This is a genomic window from Mesorhizobium sp. M0923 (genome assembly GCF_040319365.1).
Taxonomy (GTDB): Bacteria; Pseudomonadota; Alphaproteobacteria; order Rhizobiales; family Rhizobiaceae; genus Mesorhizobium.
Window position 1 is genome coordinate 648,976 of sequence record NZ_JAMYNW010000001.1, and the last position, 19,479, is coordinate 668,454.

Here is a 19,479-nt window from a genome sequence, read left to right on the forward strand (position 1 = left end):
GCGTGGCTTTGAAGCCCCTGAGTTTTGATCCCAATCAATCGCAGGAACTTCGAAGCCACCACATTGGCGTCGGATGGCAATTGCCGTTTCGATGCGATATCTCACCGCGACATCTTTCATTCAGACATTCATGACGGCTCATCCATGGCACGCGAAAAATACTACGTCACGACGCCGATTTTCTATCCGAACGGCAAGCCGCATATCGGCCATGCCTACAATGTCATCGCCAGCGACACGCTGGCCCGCTTCCAGCGGCTCGACGGCAAGGACGTCTTCTTCGTCTCGGGAACCGACGAGCACGGTTTGAAGATGCAGCAGACGGCGGACGCCGAAGGCTTAGCGCCGAAAGCGCTTGCCGATCGCAACTCGGCGATCTTCCGCTCGATGCTCGAAGCGACCGGTTGCTCGAACGACGTTTTCATCCGCACCACCGAGGAGCGTCATTACAAGGCCTGCCAGGCGATCTGGACGCGCATGGCTGAGAATGGCGACATCTACCTCGACCGCTACAGCGGCTGGTATTCGGTGCGGCAGGAAGCCTATTTCGACGAGGCCGAAACCAAGGTCGGTGACGACGGCGTGCGCCGCGAACCACTCGGCTCGCCCGTCGAATGGACCGAGGAAGAGAGCTATTTCTTCCGCCTTTCCGCCTATCAGGACAGACTGCTCGCGCTCTACGAGAACAGCCCCGAATTCGTTGGACCGGCGGAGCGGCGCAACGAAATCATCAGCTTTGTCAAATCCGGCCTGAAGGATCTGTCGATCTCGCGCACCACATTCAAATGGGGCGTGCCGGTGCCCGGCGATGAGAAGCATGTGATGTATGTCTGGGTCGATGCACTAACCAACTACATCACCGCCGCCGGCTATCCGGATCCGGCCAATGAGAGATGGTCTTTCTGGCCGGCAAACGCCCACGTCATCGGCAAGGACATCATCCGCTTCCACGCGGTCTACTGGCCGGCATTCCTGATGTCGGCTGGCATCGAATTGCCGAAGCGCGTGTTCGCGCATGGTTTTCTGTTCAACCGTGGCGAGAAAATGTCGAAGTCGGTCGGCAATGTCGTCGATCCGTTCGCGATGATCGAGCACTACGGCCTTGACCAGGTGCGCTATTTCTTCATGCGCGAAGTGCCGTTTGGCCAGGACGGCAGCTACAGTCACGATGCCATCGTCAACCGCACCAATGCCGATCTTGCCAACGATCTCGGCAATCTGGCGCAGCGCTCGCTGTCGATGATCGCCAAGAACTGCGGCGGCGTGGTGCCTAAGCGCGGCCAATTGAGCAATGCCGACAAGGCGATCCTCGATCAGGCCAATGCCGCCCTTGTCACGGCGCGCAGGACGATGGCCGACCAGGGCATCCATCTGGCGCTGGCGGCGATCTTTGGCGTGGTGGCGGAAGCCAACCGCTATTTCGCCGGCCAGGAGCCATGGGCGCTGAAGAAGACCGATCCGGCACGCATGGAAACGGTGCTGTGGACGACGGCTGAAGTGATCCGGCGTGTCGGGCTGCTGTGCCAGCCCTTCATTCCGAAGTCGGCGGCAAAGCTGCTCGACCTTTTGGCGGTGCCGGCGGACAGCCGCGATTTCGCGAATGTCGCCGAGGCTCACGCGCTTGTATCCGGCACGGCACTGCCGGCGCCGGAACCGGTATTTCCACGCTATGTCGAGCAAACGGATACAAGCGCCTGATGCTGGTCGACAGTCACTGCCATCTCGACTTTCCGGATTTCGCCGAGGAGCGGGCGGCCATCGTCGCCCGCGCCCTTGCGGCCGGTGTCGGCCGCATGGTGACGATCTCGACGCGGGTGAAGCGGTTTCAACAAGTGCTTGAGATTGCGGAGACTTTCGATGAGGTCTATTGCTCGGTCGGTACCCATCCGCACAATGCGGCCGAAGAGCTTGATGTGACTGTCGAGGATCTGGTGCGGCTGTCCGATCATCACAAGGTGGTGGCGATCGGCGAGGCCGGGCTCGATTATTTCTACGATCATGCGCCGCGCGATGCACAGGCGCAGGGCTTTCGCACCCACATCGCCGCGGCTCGTGAGACCGGTCTGCCGCTGGTCATCCATTCACGCGACGCCGACGACAACATGGCTGATATCCTCGAAGAAGAAACAGGGAAGGGCGCCTTCCCCTTCATCTTGCACTGTTTTTCATCGGGGCGCCGGCTGGCCGAGATCGGCGTGGCGCTCGGCGGCTACGTTTCGTTTTCCGGCATCCTGACTTTCAAGAACTCCGCCGAGCTGCGCGCCGTCGCCGGCGATGTGCCGCGCGACCGTCTGCTGGTCGAAACCGACGCGCCATACCTTGCGCCGATCCCGTTTCGCGGCAAGCGCAACGAGCCTGCCTATGTCGCGCATACAGCCAAGGTGCTGGCCGACACGATCGGCGTCAGCGAGGCCGAGATCGCTGCCATCACCACCGACAATTTCTTCCGGTTGTTCAGGAAAATGCCGCGCCCGAGCGCGCCGGGCGCCTGACGCATGAGCGATCGGTTGCGTCTTACCGTCCTCGGCTGCGGCTCATCGCCGGGCACGCCACGCATCACCGGCGACTGGGGCAATTGTGATCCGACCAACCCAAAGAACCGGCGCATGCGCACCGCAGCGCTCGTCGAGCGGATCGCGGCGAATGGCGCCAGGACCACGGTCGTCATCGACACCGGCCCGGATTTTCGCGAGCAGATGCTGCTGGCATCGGTCAGGCGCATCGATGCGGTCGTCTATACGCATCCGCATGCCGACCACATCCACGGCATCGACGATTTGCGCGGCTTCGTGCTCGAGCAGCGCCACCGGATCGACATCCATGCCGATCAGGTTACCATGCTGCGGCTGAGGCAAGCGTTCCGCTACTGTTTCGAAACACCGAAAGGCAGTTCGTATCCGCCGATCGTCAACGCCCATATCATCGACCACAACAGGCCGGTGGTGATCGAAGGCGAGGGCGGCGCCCTCACCATCGAACCGCTGCCGCAAATCCACGGCGACATCATCTCGCTGGGTTTTCGTATCGGCAATCTCGCTTATTGCCCTGACATCAGCGACTTTCCGGGAGCGACAGCCGAGCGTATGCGCGGGCTGGACATGCTGGTCATCGACGCGCTGCAATACACCTTCCATCCGAGCCATCTGTCGCTTGGCCAGGCGCTCGGCTGGATCGAAAGACTGGCGCCGAAGAACGCGGTGCTGACGCATATGCATGTGCCGCTCGACTACGCCACGGTAATGGCCGAGACGCCGGCCAACGTCGAGCCTGCCTATGACGGCATGACGATCGAAATCCCTTACAAATCAGCGTAAAGGACCAAGGTTTTCATAGCTGGGTTACAGAGTTCGCTCCAAACCGCCCAGCGGCTCGCTTATGCTATCTTCGCCACGTCCTATCGGCCATGTCAGTTCCATAATCTATCTTATGCGACTGAAGCCTGTAGCGTCCGTTGGCAGCGAGACAGCATTTGTGGGGCAACGGCGTGCTAGGTTGCGAATCATGAACACACTGCTTGCAAGTCTTGCCCTCACCCTCGCCTGCGCATTCACTGACGCGCGAGCGCAGGACTTTGATCGTGCGCCAGGCGAGAATGACCTGGCTTTCGCGAAACGTGTGGTTGGGTTCGCGGACAACGCTGATCCGCACACCACAGCCGTGACCTGGAACGGCCTCCAGACACTGTTCGTCGATTACCAGACCACTGAGGAATATCCGGAACGCCCACTCGTCGCACTACAGCAGCAACCCGACGGGTACCGTACAATCCAGGTCACGCTTGGCGAACACGAAGGCGGCACGCCAGAGATTACAGCGCTCGGCCTCGTCAACGCCGATCACGATCCGGCAAAGGAACTGACTGTCATACTTGCCTGGCCTGTTTCGCACTACGACGTTTCGGGGACGCTCTACGAAGTTCGCATCTTCGACGCCCCCAAACCGGGCCAGAAGGCGCTGACGCAATTGAAAGTGAGCCAAAAGTTCGACGCCACCTGCGACTGCGGATGGCGCGACGGCACGACGAAGCGTTTCCGTTTCAAGACGATCAGGGCGGTCAAGGCTGAATTGAAGCGCTTGGGCGATTAGCCGCCGGCGAGGGCTCGCTTGCCGGATGCTGCCTCCGCCTACCCGGTGACCGGCAATCGTCACGAGCGCCGGCACAGGCTGGGTCGCTCGTCAGAATTCCATATCCCCGAAGTCACCGCCATTATCGGAGCTGGCATCGTCTGCCTGGTCGGCTTCGTCCGGCTGCGGTGCCGGCCGTTCGGCTGCCTGCGCTTCGCTGCCGCCAAACATGCCGGCGATCGCATTGCCGAGCAGCACGCCGCCTGCCACCCCCATCGCGGTCTGCGCGGCGCCGGCAAGGAACCCGCCGCCGGCCCGCTGTGACTGGTCTTGTGGCTCCTCCGCGGCAGCAGAGGCGGTGCGCGCTATCCGCGGAACCGAGCCTGAGCGCCTGCCGCCGCTGCGGCCGAAGAAGCCACTGAGCGGTCCACCGCCGGCAGGCTGCCGCGCCTGCTCCTCCAGCTCTTCGATGCGCGCCTGCGCTGCGTTCAGGGCCCGCTCCTGCACCACGATCGTCTGTGCCATGTAGTATGGCGCCCCAGGCTGCTGGGTGATCTGGTCCTGGATCAAGCGTTCCGCTTCGGCATCGCGCGGCGGCGCCTGGCGCTCGACATTTGCGAGCTTCTCGAAGAGCTGTCCGATCGCCTGCTGGTCGTTTCTGTCCATGATGTACTATTCCGGTCTCGGTCCGACGCGGCTATTCGCGCTCGCCGGTGAAGTTCAGCAACAGCTGGAAGATGTTGACGAAGTTCAGATAGAGCGAGAATGCACCAAAAACGGCGAGCTTTTGCTGTGTTTCGGCGCCGAAGTTTTCGGCGTACTGCTCCTTGATCGTCTGCGTGTCCCAGGCCGTGAGCCCGACGAAGACGGCGATTCCGATCACCGAGATCGCAAACTGCAGCGCTGTCGAACCCAGGAAGATATTGACGATGCTGGCGATCACCACGCCGATCAGGCCCATGATCAGGAAGGACGAGAACTGCGTCAGGTCGCGACTGGTTGTATAGCCATAAAGGCTGGTGGCGCCGAACATGGTGGCGGCGATGAAGAAGGTGCGGGCGATGCTGGTGCCGGTAAAGACCAGGAACACGGAAGCCAGCGACAGACCCATGACCGCGCAGAACGCCCAGAACATTGCCTGGGCCCCGGCCGCCGACATCGTCTGCATACGGAACGAGAACAGCAGCACAAAGGCCAGCGGCGCCAGCATCACCACCCATTTCAGCGGGGTGGAGAAGATCGGCACGTAAAGGGCGGGCGTGGAGGCCACCACGAGGGCGATCACGCCCGTAACGACGAGGCCAAGGCCCATGTAGTTATAGACGCGCAGCATGTGCCGGCGCAGGCCTTCGTCGTAGACGGCTCCGGCTCGGGCTCTGGTCCCAATGTATCCCAGATTGTTCATTTGGTTCTCCTTCTTAGAGGTAGTCGATCAGTAGAGTGTTTTGGCGAGCGCTTCGGCCGTGCGATCGAGGCCGCGGACATCGCTACGTGCGACGACTGCGTAGGCGACCTCGCCGATCTGGAAATAGGCCGAGGAAACCTCGCCCGACGGAACGACAGTCGGCTTGACGACGTCGAATGTTCCGGGCCGGATGGCGAACAGCGAGAGCAGCCCCATCTCTTTTGTCTCGACAGCCATCTCGACGCTCGGGCCGAACTGCGATGGGTAGATCTGCACGTCACGGACCGTCCAGTCCGTTGGCAGCGATGGCATGACGATCGCCGTGGCGGCGCGGATTTCGTCGGCATTGTAGCCGGGCGCCTCGAGTTGTGACGACATCGCCTCGCGCACGAGCGTCGTCCGATGCGCCCGGACTGCGTCCTCCACATAGGCGGGCGGATGGGTCGAAGCGACGACTTCCGTCACCGATATCGGTCCGATGAGCCCGTTCGCAAGCCAGCCGGCGGCGACGAAAACAGCGACAGCCGCCGCGCGCTGCAAAGCACCAAGGACACGGCCGCGCGCTAACCCCCGCTCCAGCCGCCGTGCCGCATCAGCCGTCGCCGGCCGCGCCATGCCTTTCGATCCGGCAAGCGCCACGCGCAGCTCGTCACGCGTCCTCAGATCAGTCATCACCCGCGCGGCCGCTTCCGGGCGAGCCGAAAGGAACGCCTCGACCTCGATGCGACGAGCAACGTCCAGCTGATCGTCGACATAGGCGTCGAGATCGGTGTCGGTGACGGGATCGCGCAGTTGGTTCATGATCCACCTCCGACGATCTTCAGATGGCTTTTCGTGCGTGCCGGTGCCGCGTCCTCCATCTCGCGGAGTGCCGCACGCGCCCTGCCGATGCGCGACATCAGCGTGCCAAGCGGCACGCCGCTAACCTCGGCCGCCTCGCTGTAGCTAAGCCCCTCGATGGCGACGAGATGCAGCGCGCAACGTTGCTCTTCCGGCAATGTGAAAAAAGCGTCGCGCACCTGTGCCAGCCGGACGGAATGTTCCTGCGGAGCCTGGACGCTGGCCTCGGTGAGATGGCCGGCCTGTTCGATGCGCACCGCTTCGGATTTGCGGGATCGCAAGCCGTCGATGAACGCATTGTGGACGATTGACAGCAGCCATACGCGAAGATTTCCGCCTGAGCGGAAGCTGCCGCGTCGCTCATAGGCACGCACCAGCGCATCATGCACCAGATCCTCTGCATCGGCGCTGTCGCGCGTCAGCGAGCGTGCGTAGCGGCGCAGCGAACCGAGCTGTCCCAGAATATCGAAGCGTGGCATCGGCCGTTTCATGTCCTGTTTACGGAGCAGGTCGGGGTTTTAATCCCGCTCTCCCCGAATTTTTTCGGCTCGCCGCGCTCTCGTCCTGGGAGATCTCGGGCCTGCCCTCGCCCGGCAGATAGTATCGGCCGCCCTCGAGGCAAACCGGCGCCGAGTTGGCGCATATGAAACCGCTGGCAAAGCACGGCCGGTTTGCGTATCACTCCGCCGCCAACGGAACCTTATCGATGTTCGAAAATCTCCAGCCCGCGCCCGCCGACAAGATCCTTGCCTTGATCGGGCTCTATCGCGCCGACCCGCGTCCCGACAAGGTCGATCTTGGGGTCGGCGTCTATAAGGATCGCGACGGCAAGACGCCGGTGATGCGCGCGGTGCGCGAAGCCGAAAAGCGGCTGCTGCGAGGCCAGGACACCAAGACCTATCTCGGCCTTGCCGGCGATACCGCCTTCAACGCGGCAATGGCTAGGTTGGTGTTCGGCCCAAAAGCCGACATGACGCGCATTCGTGCGGCACAGGCGCCCGGCGGCTCCGGCGCGCTGCGGCTGGTGGCAGAGCTGCTGAAAAGGACCCGCGCCGACGCGACGGTCTGGCTATCGGATCCGACATGGCCGAACCACATGCCGGTGATGCGCGCCGCTGGCCTGCAGATGCGCGAGTACCCCTATTTCGACGTTGCTTCTGGTGCGGTTCGCTTCGACGACATGCTGGATGCGTTGAGAACCGCGAATCCCGGCGACGTCGTGCTGTTGCATGGCTGTTGCCATAACCCGACGGGCGCCAATCTAGACATCTCGCAATGGGCTGCCGTTGCCGATCTCGTCGTTGAGCGTGGTCTGCTGCCCTTTGTCGACATCGCCTATCAAGGCTTTGGCGAGGGGCTTGATGCGGATGCCGCCGGCTTGCGCCTGCTGGCGGCGAAAGTTCCGGAAATGGTCGTTGCCTCGAGCTGCTCGAAGAACTTTGCCGTCTATCGCGACCGCGTTGGTGCAGCGCTGATCATGGCGAAAGACGGTGCGCAGGCGGATATGGCGATGGGCCAGATGCTGTCGGCGGCGCGCGCCATGTATTCGATGCCGCCGGACCATGGCGCGGCTGCGGTGCGCATGGTGCTCGAGGACGCTACGTTGCGGGCCGACTGGGAAGCAGAGCTTGAAGAGATGCGCCTGCGCATGCTGCGGCTGCGCGTCCAGTTCGCCGAAGCGCTGCGGCGGCAGTCCAACTCCGACCGTTTCGATTTCGTCGCCAGCCATCGCGGCATGTTTTCCCGGCTTGGCCTGTCGGAAGCGCAAGTCGAGCGGCTGCGCGCCGAGCATGGCATCTACATGGTCGGCGACAGCCGCATCAACGTTGCCGGCCTGCCCGAGGACGGCATGGACGCGCTCGCCAAGGCGATTGTCTCCGTGCTCGACTGATACTTTTTGCTTGACCATGATCTTTTCCGAAAACCGGCTTCCACGATCATGGTCTGGCCGCCGATCTGTGGACAAGGCGCCCTCACCGGCTGAAGCTGTTGGCCGCACAGCCGTGTACAGGATAGCGTTTCCCAGATGAAACCCTCGAAAGACATTTCCCGGCTGATCGAGATCATGGCAGCGCTGCGGGCGCCGGAAACCGGCTGCCCGTGGGATATCGAGCAGGACTTTTCGACAATCGCGCCATACACGGTAGAGGAAGCCTACGAAGTGGCGGACGCCATCGCGCGGGGCGACCTGGACGATCTGCGCGATGAACTCGGCGATCTCCTGTTGCAAGTGGTCTACCACGCGCAAATGGCCGAGGAGGCCGGCGAATTCTCATTCGGCGATGTGGTCGAGGCCATCACCACAAAAATGATCCGCCGCCACCCGCATGTTTTCGGCGACGAAAAGGCGCGCAGCGCCGGCATGGCGAAGGGCATGTGGGAAAAGATCAAAGCGGAGGAAAAAGCGGAGAAGCGCAGCGCCCGCCTCGTCCGAGGGCTCGACCCCGAGGACCATGGCAAGGGCTTTCTCGACAGCGTGCCGGTCGCCCTGCCCGCGCTGACCCGGGCCCTCAAACTGCAGGAAAAGGCCGCCCGCGTCGGCTTCGACTGGAGCGAGGCGGCACCGATCCTCGAAAAGATCGAGGAGGAGATCGGCGAATTACGCGAAGCGCTGGCCAAAGGCGACAGCGCACCGATCAAGGACGAGTTCGGCGACATGCTGTTTGCGATCGTCAATCTCGGCCGGCACCTCAAAATCGATTCCGAAGCGGCACTCAGCGGCACCAACGAAAAATTCCGGTCGCGCTTCCACCATGTCGAGCAGGCGCTGCAAGCGTCGGGAAACAACCTCGAAGAGGCGACGCTGGACGAGATGGAAGCGCTCTGGCAGCAGGCAAAAAGCGCGAAATAAACGCCCTACCCATTGTTTTGACGTCGCAATCGGCTTTCTATCTCTTGTCGAGCACTGTGTGTGGCCTTGAGCGCGATGGTCACGCTGCCATCCTCATTGTCATCACGCGAGACGATGTCGCCGTTGCGGTAAAGCCAGTCGACGACGCCGAGTTGGTCGGCCTTGAGCGTGACCGTGAACGTCTCCAGTTCGCCCGACATCATCGTCTCGATGATCGCCTTCAGCGCATCGATGCCTTCGCCGGTAACCGCCGATATGGCGATAGGCGGCGCCTTCCTGCCGTCAGCACCATCGGCAAGCAGCCGCGCGCGGTTGCCCTCGTCGAGCCGGTCGATCTTGTTCCACACTTCGATGACGCGCTTGCTATCGCGGGCATCAACGCCGAGATCGGCAAGGATGCGCTCGACATCTTCGGCCTGTGCGGCCGTATCGGGGTCGGAGATATCGCGCAGATGAATGACGAGGTCTGCCTCGACCACTTCCTCCAGTGTCGCCCTGAAGGCCGCGACCAGATGCGTTGGCAGGTCGGAAATGAAGCCGACCGTATCGGAAAGGATGACCGGCGTTCCGTGCCGCAGGCGCACGCGGCGCAGCGTCGGGTCGAGCGTGGCAAACAGCATGTCTTCCGCCAGCACCCCTGCTCCGGTCAGCCGGTTGAACAGCGTCGACTTGCCGGCATTGGTGTAGCCGACGATCGCCACCACCGGAAACGGCACCTTCTTGCGCTTGGCGCGGTGCAGGTCGCGGGTGCGGCGCACCGTTTCGAGCTCATGCTTCAGCTTGGTGATCTTGTCCTGCAACACACGCCGATCCGACTCGATCTGCGTCTCGCCAGGGCCGCCGAGAAAGCCGGCGCCGCCGCGCTGGCGCTCAAGGTGGGTCCAGCTCCGCACAAGGCGGCCCTTCTGGTAGTTGAGATGGGCAAGGTCGACCTGCAGCGTGCCTTCCTTGGTGCGGGCGCGCTCGCCGAAAATCTCCAGGATCAGCCCGGTGCGGTCGAGCACCTTGGCGTTCAACTCTTTTTCGAGATTGCGCTGCTGTACCGGTGTCAGCGGATGATCGACAATGACCACTTCCGCGTGCCCCTCTTTGACGATCTCGGCGAACTCCGCGACCTTGCCGCTGCCGAGCAAGGTCGCCGGGCGTGGATCGTTGACGGTCACCACTGCCGTGTGGACCAGGTCAAGGTCGATGGCGCTGGCGAGGCCGACCGCCTCGTCGCGACGGGCCTCGGCGGAACGGGTCAGGCGCGGGCGATTGGTGTCGTCGTTGCCACGCGGCTGCCGGGTAAGCACCGGCACGATGACCACCGCCCGGGTCGGACCGTTGGCCTCTGTCCCGGTCTGATGTGCTGGTTTTCCGCGAACGCTGCGGTCCGCGTCTTTCTCACGTGCCAATCAGGCGCCCTGGCTTTCCTCACCATCGAACATCTGAACCGGCTGGCTCGGCATGATCGTGGAAATGGCGTGCTTGTAGACGAGCTGGGAATGGCCGTCGCGACGCAGCAGAACGCAGAAATTGTCGAACGAAGTGACCACGCCGGTCAGCTTCACGCCGTTGATGAGAAAGATGGTGAGTGGGTTTTTGCTCTTGCGAACTGAATTCAGGAACAGGTCCTGAAGATTTTGCGATCGTTCCGCCATTGTTCTTGTCTTTCGCCGATCCCCTTCGGTTTGCAAGCCAATGCGCCAAATTAGCTGGCACATGTCAAGCACGCAAACACCATCTTGCCGTCAGTAACGACAAGCAGAACGAGATATATTGATGTTCATTCCATCTGTGCGGTTATCAGGCTGGACTTTTTTCCGCAACGTCAAAAAAGGCCCGCCGTAGTGAAACTGTTATCGAGCCCGGGTGGCCGTTGGCGACGGGAGCGCCATCGATTGCCACCACCGGCATGGCGATCGTGGTCGCGGAGCTGATGAAAACCTCGCGCGCGGCCTTGGCCTCGGCAACCGAAAAGCCGCGCTCCTCGATCTTCAGGCCGAGCTTGGCGGCGACATCGAACAGTGTCGTGCGGGTGATACCGCGCAGGATGCCATGCTCGGCCGGCCGCGTCACCAGCACGCCGTCCCTGGTGATGATCCAGGCGTTCGACGATCCACCTTCCTTGACGGTGCCGTCAACATCGACGAACCACGCCTCCTGGGCGCCTGCTTCCTTGGCTTTCTGTTTGGCCAGCACGTTCGGCAACAGGCCGACCGACTTGATATCGACCCGATCCCACCGGTTCTCCGGCACCGTGATAACCCGGATCCCGCTCTCGGCCCGCTTCGCGGCAGCTGCAGGATCGGCTTTTTTGGCAGTCACCACCAGCGACGGCTTCGTGCCCGCCGGCGGGAAGAAAAACTCACGGCTGGCGACACCGCGTGTCACCTGGACATAGACCAGGCCGTCGACGACATGGTTGCGGCGCACCACCTCGCCCATGACGAGCGGCAGCACGCCGCGCGTGATCGGCCAGTCGATCGAGAGTTCGGTGAGCGAGCGGTTCAATCGGGCGAGATGGCGCGGCATGTCGACGATGAAGCCCCGCGCCACCTCGCAGACCTCGTAGACGCCGTCGGCGAATTGATAGCCACGGTCCTCGATGTGCACGGAAGCTTCGGCGTGAGCGACATAGCGTCCGTTCACATAGGCAATGCGCGGCATGGATAACCCCTGGAGAAGTCAGCGCATGAGCCCGAAAATCGGAATCGATTTCGGAAAGGATCATGCGCAAAAATCAAAATGCTACAGCCTCCTTTATGCGTCCCAAAGACGCGCGGCGCTGCAGTGCTCTTATGCGATTCCACGACCGCCGTAACCGGTAATTGCGTGGGCCACGGCTGGTTTGGCTCTCAGACGCCCAGCGACTTCAGCTTGCGGTGCAGTGCAGAGCGTTCCATGCCGATAAACTCTGCCGTCTTCGAGATGTTGCCGCCAAAACGGTTGATCTGGGCGATCAGATAGTCCTTCTCGAATTGTTCGCGTGCTTCACGCAGCGGCAGTGCCATTATGTGCTGATCGGACTTGGTTGGAGTGCGCGGCATGACGTCGCCGATCTCGGCTGGCAGGAGGTCGGCGGTGATCGGCGCATCGACATCGTCGCCGCGCGCCAGGATCATCAGGCGCTCGACATTGTTGCGCAACTGCCGAACGTTGCCCGGCCAGTTGTGCGCCTGCAGCACCGCCAGCGCGTCGTCGCCGATGCGGCGCGGCTTGATGCCGGCCTGGCGAGCGATCTGCTTCATGAAATTGTCGACCAGATAAGGAATGTCCTCGCGACGCTCGGCCAGTCCCGGCACCATGACCGGAACCACGGCCAGGCGATGATAAAGGTCCTCACGGAAACGGCCGTCGGCGATCATGGCTTCCAGGTTCTGCGAGGTCGACGAGATGATGCGTACGTCGACCTTGACCCGCTTGGTGCCCCCTACCCGCTCGAACTGCTGTTCGACCAGCACGCGCAGGATCTTGTTTTGCGTCTCACGCGGCATGTCGGCCACTTCATCGATGTAGAGAATGCCGCGATGGGCCTCCTCCAGCGCACCGACCTTGCGTTCGACGCCGTTCGATTCGGTGCCGAACAACTCGATCTCCATACGCTCAGGCGTGATGTTGGCGGCACTCAGCGTCACAAACGGTGCACTCTTGCGCGCCGACAGTGCGTGGATGGCGCGCGCCGCCAGTTCCTTGCCCGAGCCGGAGGGGCCGATAATCATGACGCGGCTGTTGGTCGGCGCGACGCGCTCGATGGTCTGGCGCAATTGGCTCATTGCCGACGACATGCCGATGAGGTCAAAAGTCTCGCCGCTGCGCAGCTTGAGATCCGAAACCTCGCGTCTCAATTTGGACGTTTCAAGCGCCCGTTCGGCAATAAGGATCAGCCTGTCGGCCTTGAACGGCTTTTCGATAAAATCATAGGCGCCGCGGCGGATGGCCGAGACTGCCGTTTCGATATTGCCGTGGCCCGAGATCATCACCACCGGCAGGTTCGGGTGCATCGTCTTGATCTCGTCCAGCAAAGCGAGGCCATCGAGCCGCGAACCCTGCAGCCAGATGTCGAGGAAGATCAGCCTGGGTGCCCGGTCGGCAACCACCGCCAGCGCGCTGTCGGCGTCAAACGCCGTGCGGGTTTCGTGACCTTCGTCGCTCAGGATACCGGCGACGAGTTCGCGGATGTCTTCCTCGTCGTCGACGATGAGAATATCAGACGCCATTACCGACCTTTTCAGTTTCTTTTTCGTGTTCCGTCTTGCTTTCGCCGCGTATCGGAACGGTGGCGGCAACCGGCAGGATGATGCTGATCATCGCACCCCGCCCATCGTGGAATTCCGCTGGTGCATCGTGCAATTCGAGTCGCCCGCCATGGTCCTCCACGATCTTCTTGACGATAGCGAGGCCAAGCCCGGTGCCTTTCTCGCGTGTCGTCATGTAAGGCTCGAGCAAGCGCTGCCGGTTTTCGCGCGGCAAGCCCCTGCCGTTGTCGATGACGTCGATTCGAATCGCGCCATTCTGACGCCCGGCTTGAATCCGGATTATGCCGTGCGGACGATCCTCTGCATCAAGTCCGTCGATAGCTTCGGCAGCATTCTTGATGACGTTGCCGAAAGCCTGCGCCATCAGGCGGCTGTCGAACGTGCCTTTGAGCGGCTCATTGCCGAAGACGCGCTCGAAGATGATGTCGGCGCGGCTCACTTCGACCAGGAACGAGGCCTCCCGCAACGAATCGCGCAGATCGATGGCCTTCATTTCTGGTTTCGGCATGCGGGCGAACGCCGAGAACTCGTCGACCATGCGGCCGATGTCCTCCACTTGCCGGATGATGGTGTCGGTGCATTGATCGAAAACCTCACGGTCCTCGGTGATGACCTTGCCGTAACGGCGCTTTATACGCTCGGCCGAAAGCTGGATCGGCGTCAGCGGGTTCTTGATCTCGTGGGCGATGCGCCGCGCCACGTCGGCCCATGCAGAGGAACGCTGTGCCTGGACCAGATCGGTAATGTCGTCGACTGTCACGACGTAGGATTTATCCTCCGAACCGTCGTCGCCGGCTTCAATCGTGATCTGCACGTTGAAGGTCCGTTCGGTGCCGGCACGATAGAAGGTGACCTGTTCGCGATAGACCGGCTTGCCCGACTTGCGGCCGATCTCGAAGACGCGGCCGACATGCGGTAGCACGGCGGAAAGGTTCTGCCCAAGCGCCGCGGTGGCGGATATGGCCAGCATCGTTTCGGCGGAACGATTGACGATGGTGACGATGCCATATGGATCGACGCCGATGACCCCGGCGGTGACGCCGGCAAGCACAGCCTCCGAAAAGCGCCGCCGCTCGTCGATCAGATCCTTGGCCGACAGGATCTCGTTGCGCTGCGATTTCAGCTCCATCAGCATCTTGTTGAAGGTGTCGCCGAGCGAGGCGACGTCGCCATCGGAGGGGCGGACTGGCACGGCCACATCGAGATTGCCGGTAGCGACCTCGTCGGCCGCGCCGATGAGCTGACGAATCGGCCGCACCAGGCGGTCGGCCACCGCAATGCCGGTCCAGATGGCGGACAGGATGATGATCAGCGTCAGCGACAGATAGGGAAGCGCGAAAGCCACTTGCGAGGTGCGGCGATTGTCTTCGAGACCGCGATATTCTGCGGTGTTGGATTTGACGATCTGTCGTGCCTTGATCACCTCGGGATCGACGAGGCGAATGGTGTAGAGATAGAGCCCGTCGATCTCGCGCAGCTTGACGATGGCCCCCATGATGTTACGGGTGCGCGGCTCGATCAGCACCGGCTTGCCGTTGGCAGCGCTTGCCACAGCGCCCTCCGGCGGCTCCGGCATGGCAAAGTCCGCGTCGGTCTTGGCGCTCATGACGAAGGAACCATCGGGCTTGATGAGTGCTGCGTGTGCCAGGGAGCGTCCAACCGCCTCCTTGTTCATGAGGTCAAGGAAGCCGGTCCGATCGAGGCCGTAAAGCGTGCGCGAAGCGTCGAGGTCGTAAGCCATCGACAACGTCGTGCCCTGAAGATTTCGTGCGTTTTCCTGCACATAGGCGTCGGCGATCGACAACGACGAATTGACGATCGTCTTGGTGCGGATCTCGAACCAGCGGTCGAGGCCGATGTCGAGCGTGATCGACGCGATGATCGCCACCATGATCGCGGGGATGGCGGCGACCAGCGCAAACATCGCCACGATGCGCACATGCAGGCGCGACGCAGCCTTGCCGTGCCGGCGTGCCATCAGGATGCGATGCACTTCGCGGCCGACCAGCAAGATCAGAAACAGCACGAACGCGGCGTTAAGCGCGATCAGCGCCAGCGTCGTCCGCGCGTCGGGCGTGATCGGCGTGGCGCCAACCAGAATGGCGAAGGAGATCGCCGCCGTCACCAGCGCACCGGCAATGGCGACCACGCCGGGCAGCGCAAGCAGCCGGCGACCGTCTCGCGCGCCGGAAGTGCTGAAAAGCGGTTTGCTCAGTGTCGGTGCGTGCAGAGCCATGTCGCCGTCTAGAGCCAGTGATTGCGTCGGATGTATGCAACGCATTGTGGCGATTATGCAACAAGTGTGGCCGAGACGGAAATCTTTCGGCGATCGATCCCCTGGAAAGCGCTCGTAAGGGGTTCGTCTAGACCTGCCTGGAGGACTTGTAGACGTTGACGCCGAGTTCGCGAATCTTCTTGCGCAGCGTGTTGCGGTTGAGTCCTAGCAGTTCGGCGGCCTTGATCTGGTTGCCGCGCGTTGCAGTCATAGAGGCGAGGACCAGTGGATACTCGACCTCGGAGAGGATTCGCTGATAGAGGCCGGCCGGCGGCAAGTCGCCGGCAAACGAGGCAAAATAGCGTTGCAGGAAATGCTCCACCGCCTGGCCGATGGAAAGGTCGTCGGGAATGAGGTTGCCGCCACCTGGAACGACAGGCCTTTCGCCAGTCTTCAACTCCGCCTCGATGATCTCGGCGGATATCTCGTCCTGCGAATACAGTGCAGCCAGCCTGCGGATGAGGTTTTCGAGTTCGCGCACGTTGCCAGGCCATGGGTAGCGCTTCATCAGCTCGATGCCGCCGGTGGAAATGCGCTTGGTCTGCAGGCCTTCACTGGCGCCGAGCTTGAAGAAGTGCCGGACGAGGTCCGGAATGTCCTCCGATCGCTCGCGCAGCGCCGGCAGCCTGAGCGGCACAACGTTCAAGCGGTAGAACAGGTCCTCGCGGAAAAGCCCCTGATTGATCAGCGTGCGCAGGTCCTTGTTGGTGGCAGCGACGATGCGCACGTCGGTCTTGATCGGCGTGCGGCCGCCGACCGTGGTGTATTCGCCCTGCTGCAACACACGCAGAAGCCGCGTCTGCGCTTCCATCGGCATATCGCCGATCTCGTCGAGGAACAGCGTGCCGCCTTCGGCCTGCTCGAAACGGCCAGTGGAGCGGCTCTGTGCGCCGGTAAAGGCGCCCTTCTCGTGCCCGAATAGTTCCGATTCGATCAGGTCGCGCGGGATCGCCGCCATGTTGATCGCGACGAAGGGGCCACCACGACGACGGCCATATTCATGCAGCGCGCGCGCCACCAGTTCCTTGCCGGTACCCGATTCGCCTGAGATCATCACCGTCAGGTCGGTCTGCATCATTCGCGCCAGCATGCGGTAGATGTCCTGCATGGCCGCCGAGCGGCCGACCAGCGGCATCGTTTCAGGCGGCTCGTCGGCACGCGTATCGATCTTGGGCCGCCGCGGCTCGGAAAGCGCCCGATTGACGATGTTGAGCAGCTCCGTCAGGTCGAACGGTTTTGGCAGATATTCATAGGCTCCGGTTTCGGAGGCCCGGATCGCCGTCATGAACGTGTTCTGCGCACTCATGACGATGACCGGCAGTTCCGGTCGCGCCTTCTTGATGCGCGGTAGCATGTCGAAGGCGTTCTCGTCAGGCATGACAACGTCGGTGATGACCAGATCCCCCTCGCCCGCGGCCACCCAGCGCCACAGCGTCGAGGCATTGGAGGTGACGCGCACGTCGTGACCGACGCGCGAAAGCGCCTGGTTGAGGACAGTGCGGATGGCCGCATCGTCGTCGGCGACGAGAATATTGCCGCGAATGGTCATTTGCGGTCTCCTTCACCGTCGTCGTCGGCAAACTGGGTTTCTTTCCACGCCGGCATCAGGATGCGGAAGGTGGTCCCGCGCGGCGTCGATTCGCATTCAATGATGCCGCCATGCTCGCCGACGATCTTTGCGACCAGCGCCAGACCGAGACCGGAGCCGTTCGGCTTGGTGGTGATGAAGGGATCGAACAGGATCGGCAGGATATCCTCGGAGACACCCGAACCGTTGTCGCGCACGCAGAATTCCAATGGCAGCGACACCCGGTCCTGCGTTCCGGGCACGGAAACACGGATGCCCGGGCGGAAGGCGGTCGACAGCATGATCTCGCCCTGCGGATCGCTGCCGATCGCCTCGGCGGCATTTTTTACCAGATTGAGGAACACCTGGATGAGCTGGTCGCGATTGGCAAAAACCGGAGGCAATGATGGATCATAGTCCTCTAATATCTTGATCCGCTTGGCAAAACCGTTCTTGGCGATTGCTTTGACATGGTCGAGCACGACATGGATGTTGACGGGGTAGCGGTCGATCGGCCGCTCGTCCGAAAACACCTCCATGCGGTCGACCAGCGAGACAATGCGGTCGGTCTCGTCGGTGATCAAACGCGTCAGCGCGCGATCCTCATCGGACGCCGACAGTTCTAGCAGCTGCGCGGCGCCACGAATGCCGGACAGCGGGTTCTTGATCTCATGGGCAAGCATCGCGGCAAGGCCGGTGACCGAGCGCGCCGCACCGCGATGCGTCATCTGCCGGTCGATCTTGTCGGCCATTGAGCGTTCCTGGAACATCACCACGACGGAGCCTGGAAATTCCGTCACCGGCGCGACGTAGAGATCGACCACCTTCTCGATGCCGAGACGCGGCGACGACACGTCCACCCGGTATTCGTTCACCGGCGCACGGCGCTCGCGCACCTGGTCGACAAGCGTCAGCAGCGGACTGCCGAAAGGAATGAGCTTGTGCAGCGTGTTGCGGGCGAGCATCGTGGCGCTCGAGCGGAAAAAATCCTCGGCATCGGCATTGGCGAAGGTGATGAAGCCTTGCGGATCGACCATGATCACCGGCCGACGAATTGTGTTGAGCACAATATGCGCGGCGTCCGCCATGTCCGTGCTCTGTGTGACGGTGGCGTTCATGCCGCACTCCGCAGATTCGGCGCTTCGGGAGCGCTTGAAAACATGTCGCGCAGCAAGGCAATGACCCGCCCAGGCTCGAAAGACGTGAGGATGGCCTTGCGCCAGTCATCGCTTGTGACGGCATGGCGGTCGAGATACCAGCCGAGATGCTTGCGCGCCTGGCGCAATCCGCTTTCGGCGCCATAGAGCGTCAGCATGTCTTCGTAATGGGCAATGACGTAGTCGGTCAGCGCTTGCGGGCTGTCCGGCATGCCGGATACTGGCTCGGCCAGCGCGGCCGCTACAATGCTGCCGGCAGTCCACGGCGCGCCATAGTGCGCACGGCCGATCATCACCGCGTCGGCGCCGGACTGGTCGAGGATCAAGGCTGCCTCTGCCGGCGAGCCGACATCGCCATTGGCAACCACAGGGATGGAGACGGCCTGCTTGACGCGTGCGATGGCACGCCAGTCGGCCGTGCCCTGATAGAACTGGCAACGTGTGCGGCCGTGCACCGTCACCATCCTGACGCCGGCCTGCTCGGCGCGTCGCGCCAGCATCGGCGCGTTGAGCGCGCTCTCGTCCCAGCCAAGCCGCATCTTGACCGTGACCGGCACGTCGACCGCGCCGACTACCGCTTCGATCAGCGACAGCGCGTGGTCGAGGTCTCGCATCAGTGCCGAACCGGCATAGCCGCCCGTCACCTTCTTGGCCGGACAGCCCATGTTGATGTCGATGATGTCGGCGCCTTCGCCGGCTGCGATTCGTGCGCCCTCGGCCATGTGCACCGCGTCGCGGCCGGCAAGCTGGACCATGTGGACAGGCAGCCCGGAATGACGGATGCGCAGGCCCGAGCCAGCCCTGCCCTTTGCAAGCTCGCCGCTCGCCACCATTTCCGATACAACCAGCCCGGCGCCATGCGCATGGGCGCGCTGCCGGAACGGTTCGTCGGTAATGCCCGACATCGGCGCGAGAAACACGCGGTTGCGGATTCTCACGCCACCCACCTCCAGCGGCGAAGCCAATTTGGTCACATCAGGCATGCACAAAAACCAAGCACCTTCGATTGCTGCACATTCTCTAGCCAGAACGACGGCAATGTGCAACGCGCAATGTCGTGACATTAAGGCGCATTTGG

Annotated in this window: 18 protein-coding genes; 6 read left to right on the forward strand and 12 right to left on the reverse strand. The window is 62.3% G+C overall.

Annotated features, from left to right (window positions below):
• Positions 1 to 111: 111 nt before the first annotated feature.
• The 4 genes from metG (at position 112) to NKH89_RS03125 (ending at position 4,086) form a co-directional block, all read left to right on the forward strand.
• Entirely contained in the window at positions 112 to 1,698 is a 1,587-nt protein-coding gene (gene metG, locus NKH89_RS03110) for a methionine--tRNA ligase (protein WP_352856001.1), read from the forward strand.
• Entirely contained in the window at positions 1,698 to 2,492 is a 795-nt protein-coding gene (locus NKH89_RS03115) for a TatD family hydrolase (protein ID WP_352908388.1), read from the forward strand. The genes metG and NKH89_RS03115 overlap by 1 nt, the downstream gene beginning before the upstream one ends.
• A gap of 3 nt (positions 2,493 to 2,495) precedes the next feature.
• On the forward strand, positions 2,496 to 3,314 hold the full coding sequence (locus tag NKH89_RS03120) for an MBL fold metallo-hydrolase (RefSeq protein WP_352908389.1): 819 nt from the start codon (positions 2,496 to 2,498) through the stop codon (positions 3,312 to 3,314).
• Positions 3,315 to 3,501: 187 nt separating this feature from the next.
• The gene (locus tag NKH89_RS03125) at positions 3,502 to 4,086 is read left to right on the forward strand and encodes a hypothetical protein (protein WP_352587524.1); all 585 of its coding nucleotides are present in this window, start codon (positions 3,502 to 3,504) and stop codon (positions 4,084 to 4,086) included.
• Positions 4,087 to 4,176: 90 nt separating this feature from the next.
• Here the strand turns inward: NKH89_RS03125 and NKH89_RS03130 are convergent, their stop codons facing one another.
• Genes NKH89_RS03130 through NKH89_RS03145 form a run of 4 tightly spaced genes read right to left on the reverse strand, consistent with a single transcriptional unit; the run spans position 4,177 to position 6,801 of the window.
• Positions 4,177 to 4,731, reverse strand: coding sequence for a DUF2076 domain-containing protein (locus NKH89_RS03130; protein ID WP_352587527.1), 555 nt, complete (start codon positions 4,729 to 4,731; stop codon positions 4,177 to 4,179).
• Between the two features lie 31 nt (positions 4,732 to 4,762).
• Positions 4,763 to 5,470: a Bax inhibitor-1/YccA family protein gene (locus NKH89_RS03135; RefSeq protein ID WP_023717585.1), complete on the reverse strand. Its 708-nt coding sequence runs from the start codon at positions 5,468 to 5,470 to the stop codon at positions 4,763 to 4,765.
• 27 nt (positions 5,471 to 5,497) lie between these two features.
• On the reverse strand, positions 5,498 to 6,271 hold the full coding sequence (locus NKH89_RS03140; RefSeq protein ID WP_023717584.1) for an anti-sigma factor family protein: 774 nt from the start codon (positions 6,269 to 6,271) through the stop codon (positions 5,498 to 5,500).
• Entirely contained in the window at positions 6,268 to 6,801 is a 534-nt protein-coding gene (locus NKH89_RS03145; RefSeq protein ID WP_023717583.1) for a sigma-70 family RNA polymerase sigma factor, read from the reverse strand. Before NKH89_RS03145 ends, NKH89_RS03140 begins: the two co-directional genes overlap by 4 nt.
• A 215-nt stretch (positions 6,802 to 7,016) precedes the next feature.
• On the opposite strand from NKH89_RS03145, the gene NKH89_RS03150 reads away from it, so the two are divergent.
• Together NKH89_RS03150 and mazG are read left to right on the forward strand one after the other, a co-directional pair.
• Positions 7,017 to 8,201: an amino acid aminotransferase gene (locus NKH89_RS03150; RefSeq protein WP_352908390.1), complete on the forward strand. Its 1,185-nt coding sequence runs from the start codon at positions 7,017 to 7,019 to the stop codon at positions 8,199 to 8,201.
• 135 nt (positions 8,202 to 8,336) lie between these two features.
• Positions 8,337 to 9,161, forward strand: coding sequence for a nucleoside triphosphate pyrophosphohydrolase (mazG, locus tag NKH89_RS03155; protein ID WP_023717581.1), 825 nt, complete (start codon positions 8,337 to 8,339; stop codon positions 9,159 to 9,161).
• A 5-nt stretch (positions 9,162 to 9,166) separates the two neighbouring features.
• On the opposite strand, the gene hflX is transcribed toward mazG, so the two are convergent.
• The 8 genes from hflX to dusB all read right to left on the reverse strand — a co-directional run bounded on the left by hflX (position 9,167) and on the right by dusB (position 19,384).
• Positions 9,167 to 10,558: a GTPase HflX gene (gene hflX, locus NKH89_RS03160; RefSeq protein ID WP_023717580.1), complete on the reverse strand. Its 1,392-nt coding sequence runs from the start codon at positions 10,556 to 10,558 to the stop codon at positions 9,167 to 9,169.
• Positions 10,559 to 10,804 carry an RNA chaperone Hfq gene (gene hfq, locus NKH89_RS03165; RefSeq protein WP_006202172.1) on the reverse strand — a complete coding sequence of 82 codons (246 nt, stop codon included), beginning with the start codon at positions 10,802 to 10,804 and terminating at the stop codon, positions 10,559 to 10,561.
• 145 nt (positions 10,805 to 10,949) lie between these two features.
• Complete coding sequence (locus NKH89_RS03170; protein WP_023717579.1) at positions 10,950 to 11,813, reverse strand: D-amino-acid transaminase; 864 nt, start codon at positions 11,811 to 11,813, stop codon at positions 10,950 to 10,952.
• A 188-nt stretch (positions 11,814 to 12,001) separates the two neighbouring features.
• Entirely contained in the window at positions 12,002 to 13,363 is a 1,362-nt protein-coding gene (ntrX, locus tag NKH89_RS03175; RefSeq protein ID WP_352482545.1) for a nitrogen assimilation response regulator NtrX, read from the reverse strand.
• On the reverse strand, positions 13,353 to 15,638 hold the full coding sequence (locus tag NKH89_RS03180; protein WP_352496545.1) for a sensor histidine kinase NtrY-like: 2,286 nt from the start codon (positions 15,636 to 15,638) through the stop codon (positions 13,353 to 13,355). The genes ntrX and NKH89_RS03180 overlap by 11 nt, the downstream gene beginning before the upstream one ends.
• A 127-nt stretch (positions 15,639 to 15,765) precedes the next feature.
• Positions 15,766 to 17,226, reverse strand: coding sequence for a nitrogen regulation protein NR(I) (ntrC, locus tag NKH89_RS03185; RefSeq protein WP_023717576.1), 1,461 nt, complete (start codon positions 17,224 to 17,226; stop codon positions 15,766 to 15,768).
• Positions 17,223 to 18,362 carry a two-component system sensor histidine kinase NtrB gene (locus tag NKH89_RS03190; RefSeq protein WP_352496544.1) on the reverse strand — a complete coding sequence of 380 codons (1,140 nt, stop codon included), beginning with the start codon at positions 18,360 to 18,362 and terminating at the stop codon, positions 17,223 to 17,225. Before NKH89_RS03190 ends, ntrC begins: the two co-directional genes overlap by 4 nt.
• Complete coding sequence (gene dusB / locus NKH89_RS03195) at positions 18,359 to 19,384, reverse strand: tRNA dihydrouridine synthase DusB (RefSeq protein WP_023717574.1); 1,026 nt, start codon at positions 19,382 to 19,384, stop codon at positions 18,359 to 18,361. Before dusB ends, NKH89_RS03190 begins: the two co-directional genes overlap by 4 nt.
• Between the last annotated feature and the right edge of the window lie 95 nt (positions 19,385 to 19,479).

Excerpts from the sequence above, each read along its gene's own strand:
- NKH89_RS03115 (WP_352908388.1), top strand. The coding sequence starts at position 1,698 with ATGCTGGTCGACAGTCACTGCCATCTCGACTTTCCGGATTTCGCCGAG.
- NKH89_RS03120 (WP_352908389.1), top strand. The coding sequence starts at position 2,496 with ATGAGCGATCGGTTGCGTCTTACCGTCCTCGGCTGCGGCTCATCGCCG.
- NKH89_RS03125 (WP_352587524.1), top strand. The coding sequence starts at position 3,502 with ATGAACACACTGCTTGCAAGTCTTGCCCTCACCCTCGCCTGCGCATTC.
- NKH89_RS03130 (WP_352587527.1), bottom strand. The coding sequence starts at position 4,731 with ATGGACAGAAACGACCAGCAGGCGATCGGACAGCTCTTCGAGAAGCTC.
- NKH89_RS03135 (WP_023717585.1), bottom strand. The coding sequence starts at position 5,470 with ATGAACAATCTGGGATACATTGGGACCAGAGCCCGAGCCGGAGCCGTC.
- NKH89_RS03140 (WP_023717584.1), bottom strand. The coding sequence starts at position 6,271 with ATGAACCAACTGCGCGATCCCGTCACCGACACCGATCTCGACGCCTAT.
- NKH89_RS03145 (WP_023717583.1), bottom strand. The coding sequence starts at position 6,801 with ATGAAACGGCCGATGCCACGCTTCGATATTCTGGGACAGCTCGGTTCG.
- NKH89_RS03150 (WP_352908390.1), top strand. The coding sequence starts at position 7,017 with ATGTTCGAAAATCTCCAGCCCGCGCCCGCCGACAAGATCCTTGCCTTG.
- mazG (WP_023717581.1), top strand. The coding sequence starts at position 8,337 with ATGAAACCCTCGAAAGACATTTCCCGGCTGATCGAGATCATGGCAGCG.
- hfq (WP_006202172.1), bottom strand. The coding sequence starts at position 10,804 with ATGGCGGAACGATCGCAAAATCTTCAGGACCTGTTCCTGAATTCAGTT.
- NKH89_RS03170 (WP_023717579.1), bottom strand. The coding sequence starts at position 11,813 with ATGCCGCGCATTGCCTATGTGAACGGACGCTATGTCGCTCACGCCGAA.
- ntrX (WP_352482545.1), bottom strand. The coding sequence starts at position 13,363 with ATGGCGTCTGATATTCTCATCGTCGACGACGAGGAAGACATCCGCGAA.
- NKH89_RS03180 (WP_352496545.1), bottom strand. The coding sequence starts at position 15,638 with ATGGCTCTGCACGCACCGACACTGAGCAAACCGCTTTTCAGCACTTCC.
- ntrC (WP_023717576.1), bottom strand. The coding sequence starts at position 17,226 with ATGACCATTCGCGGCAATATTCTCGTCGCCGACGACGATGCGGCCATC.
- NKH89_RS03190 (WP_352496544.1), bottom strand. The coding sequence starts at position 18,362 with ATGAACGCCACCGTCACACAGAGCACGGACATGGCGGACGCCGCGCAT.
- dusB (WP_023717574.1), bottom strand. The coding sequence starts at position 19,384 with ATGCCTGATGTGACCAAATTGGCTTCGCCGCTGGAGGTGGGTGGCGTG.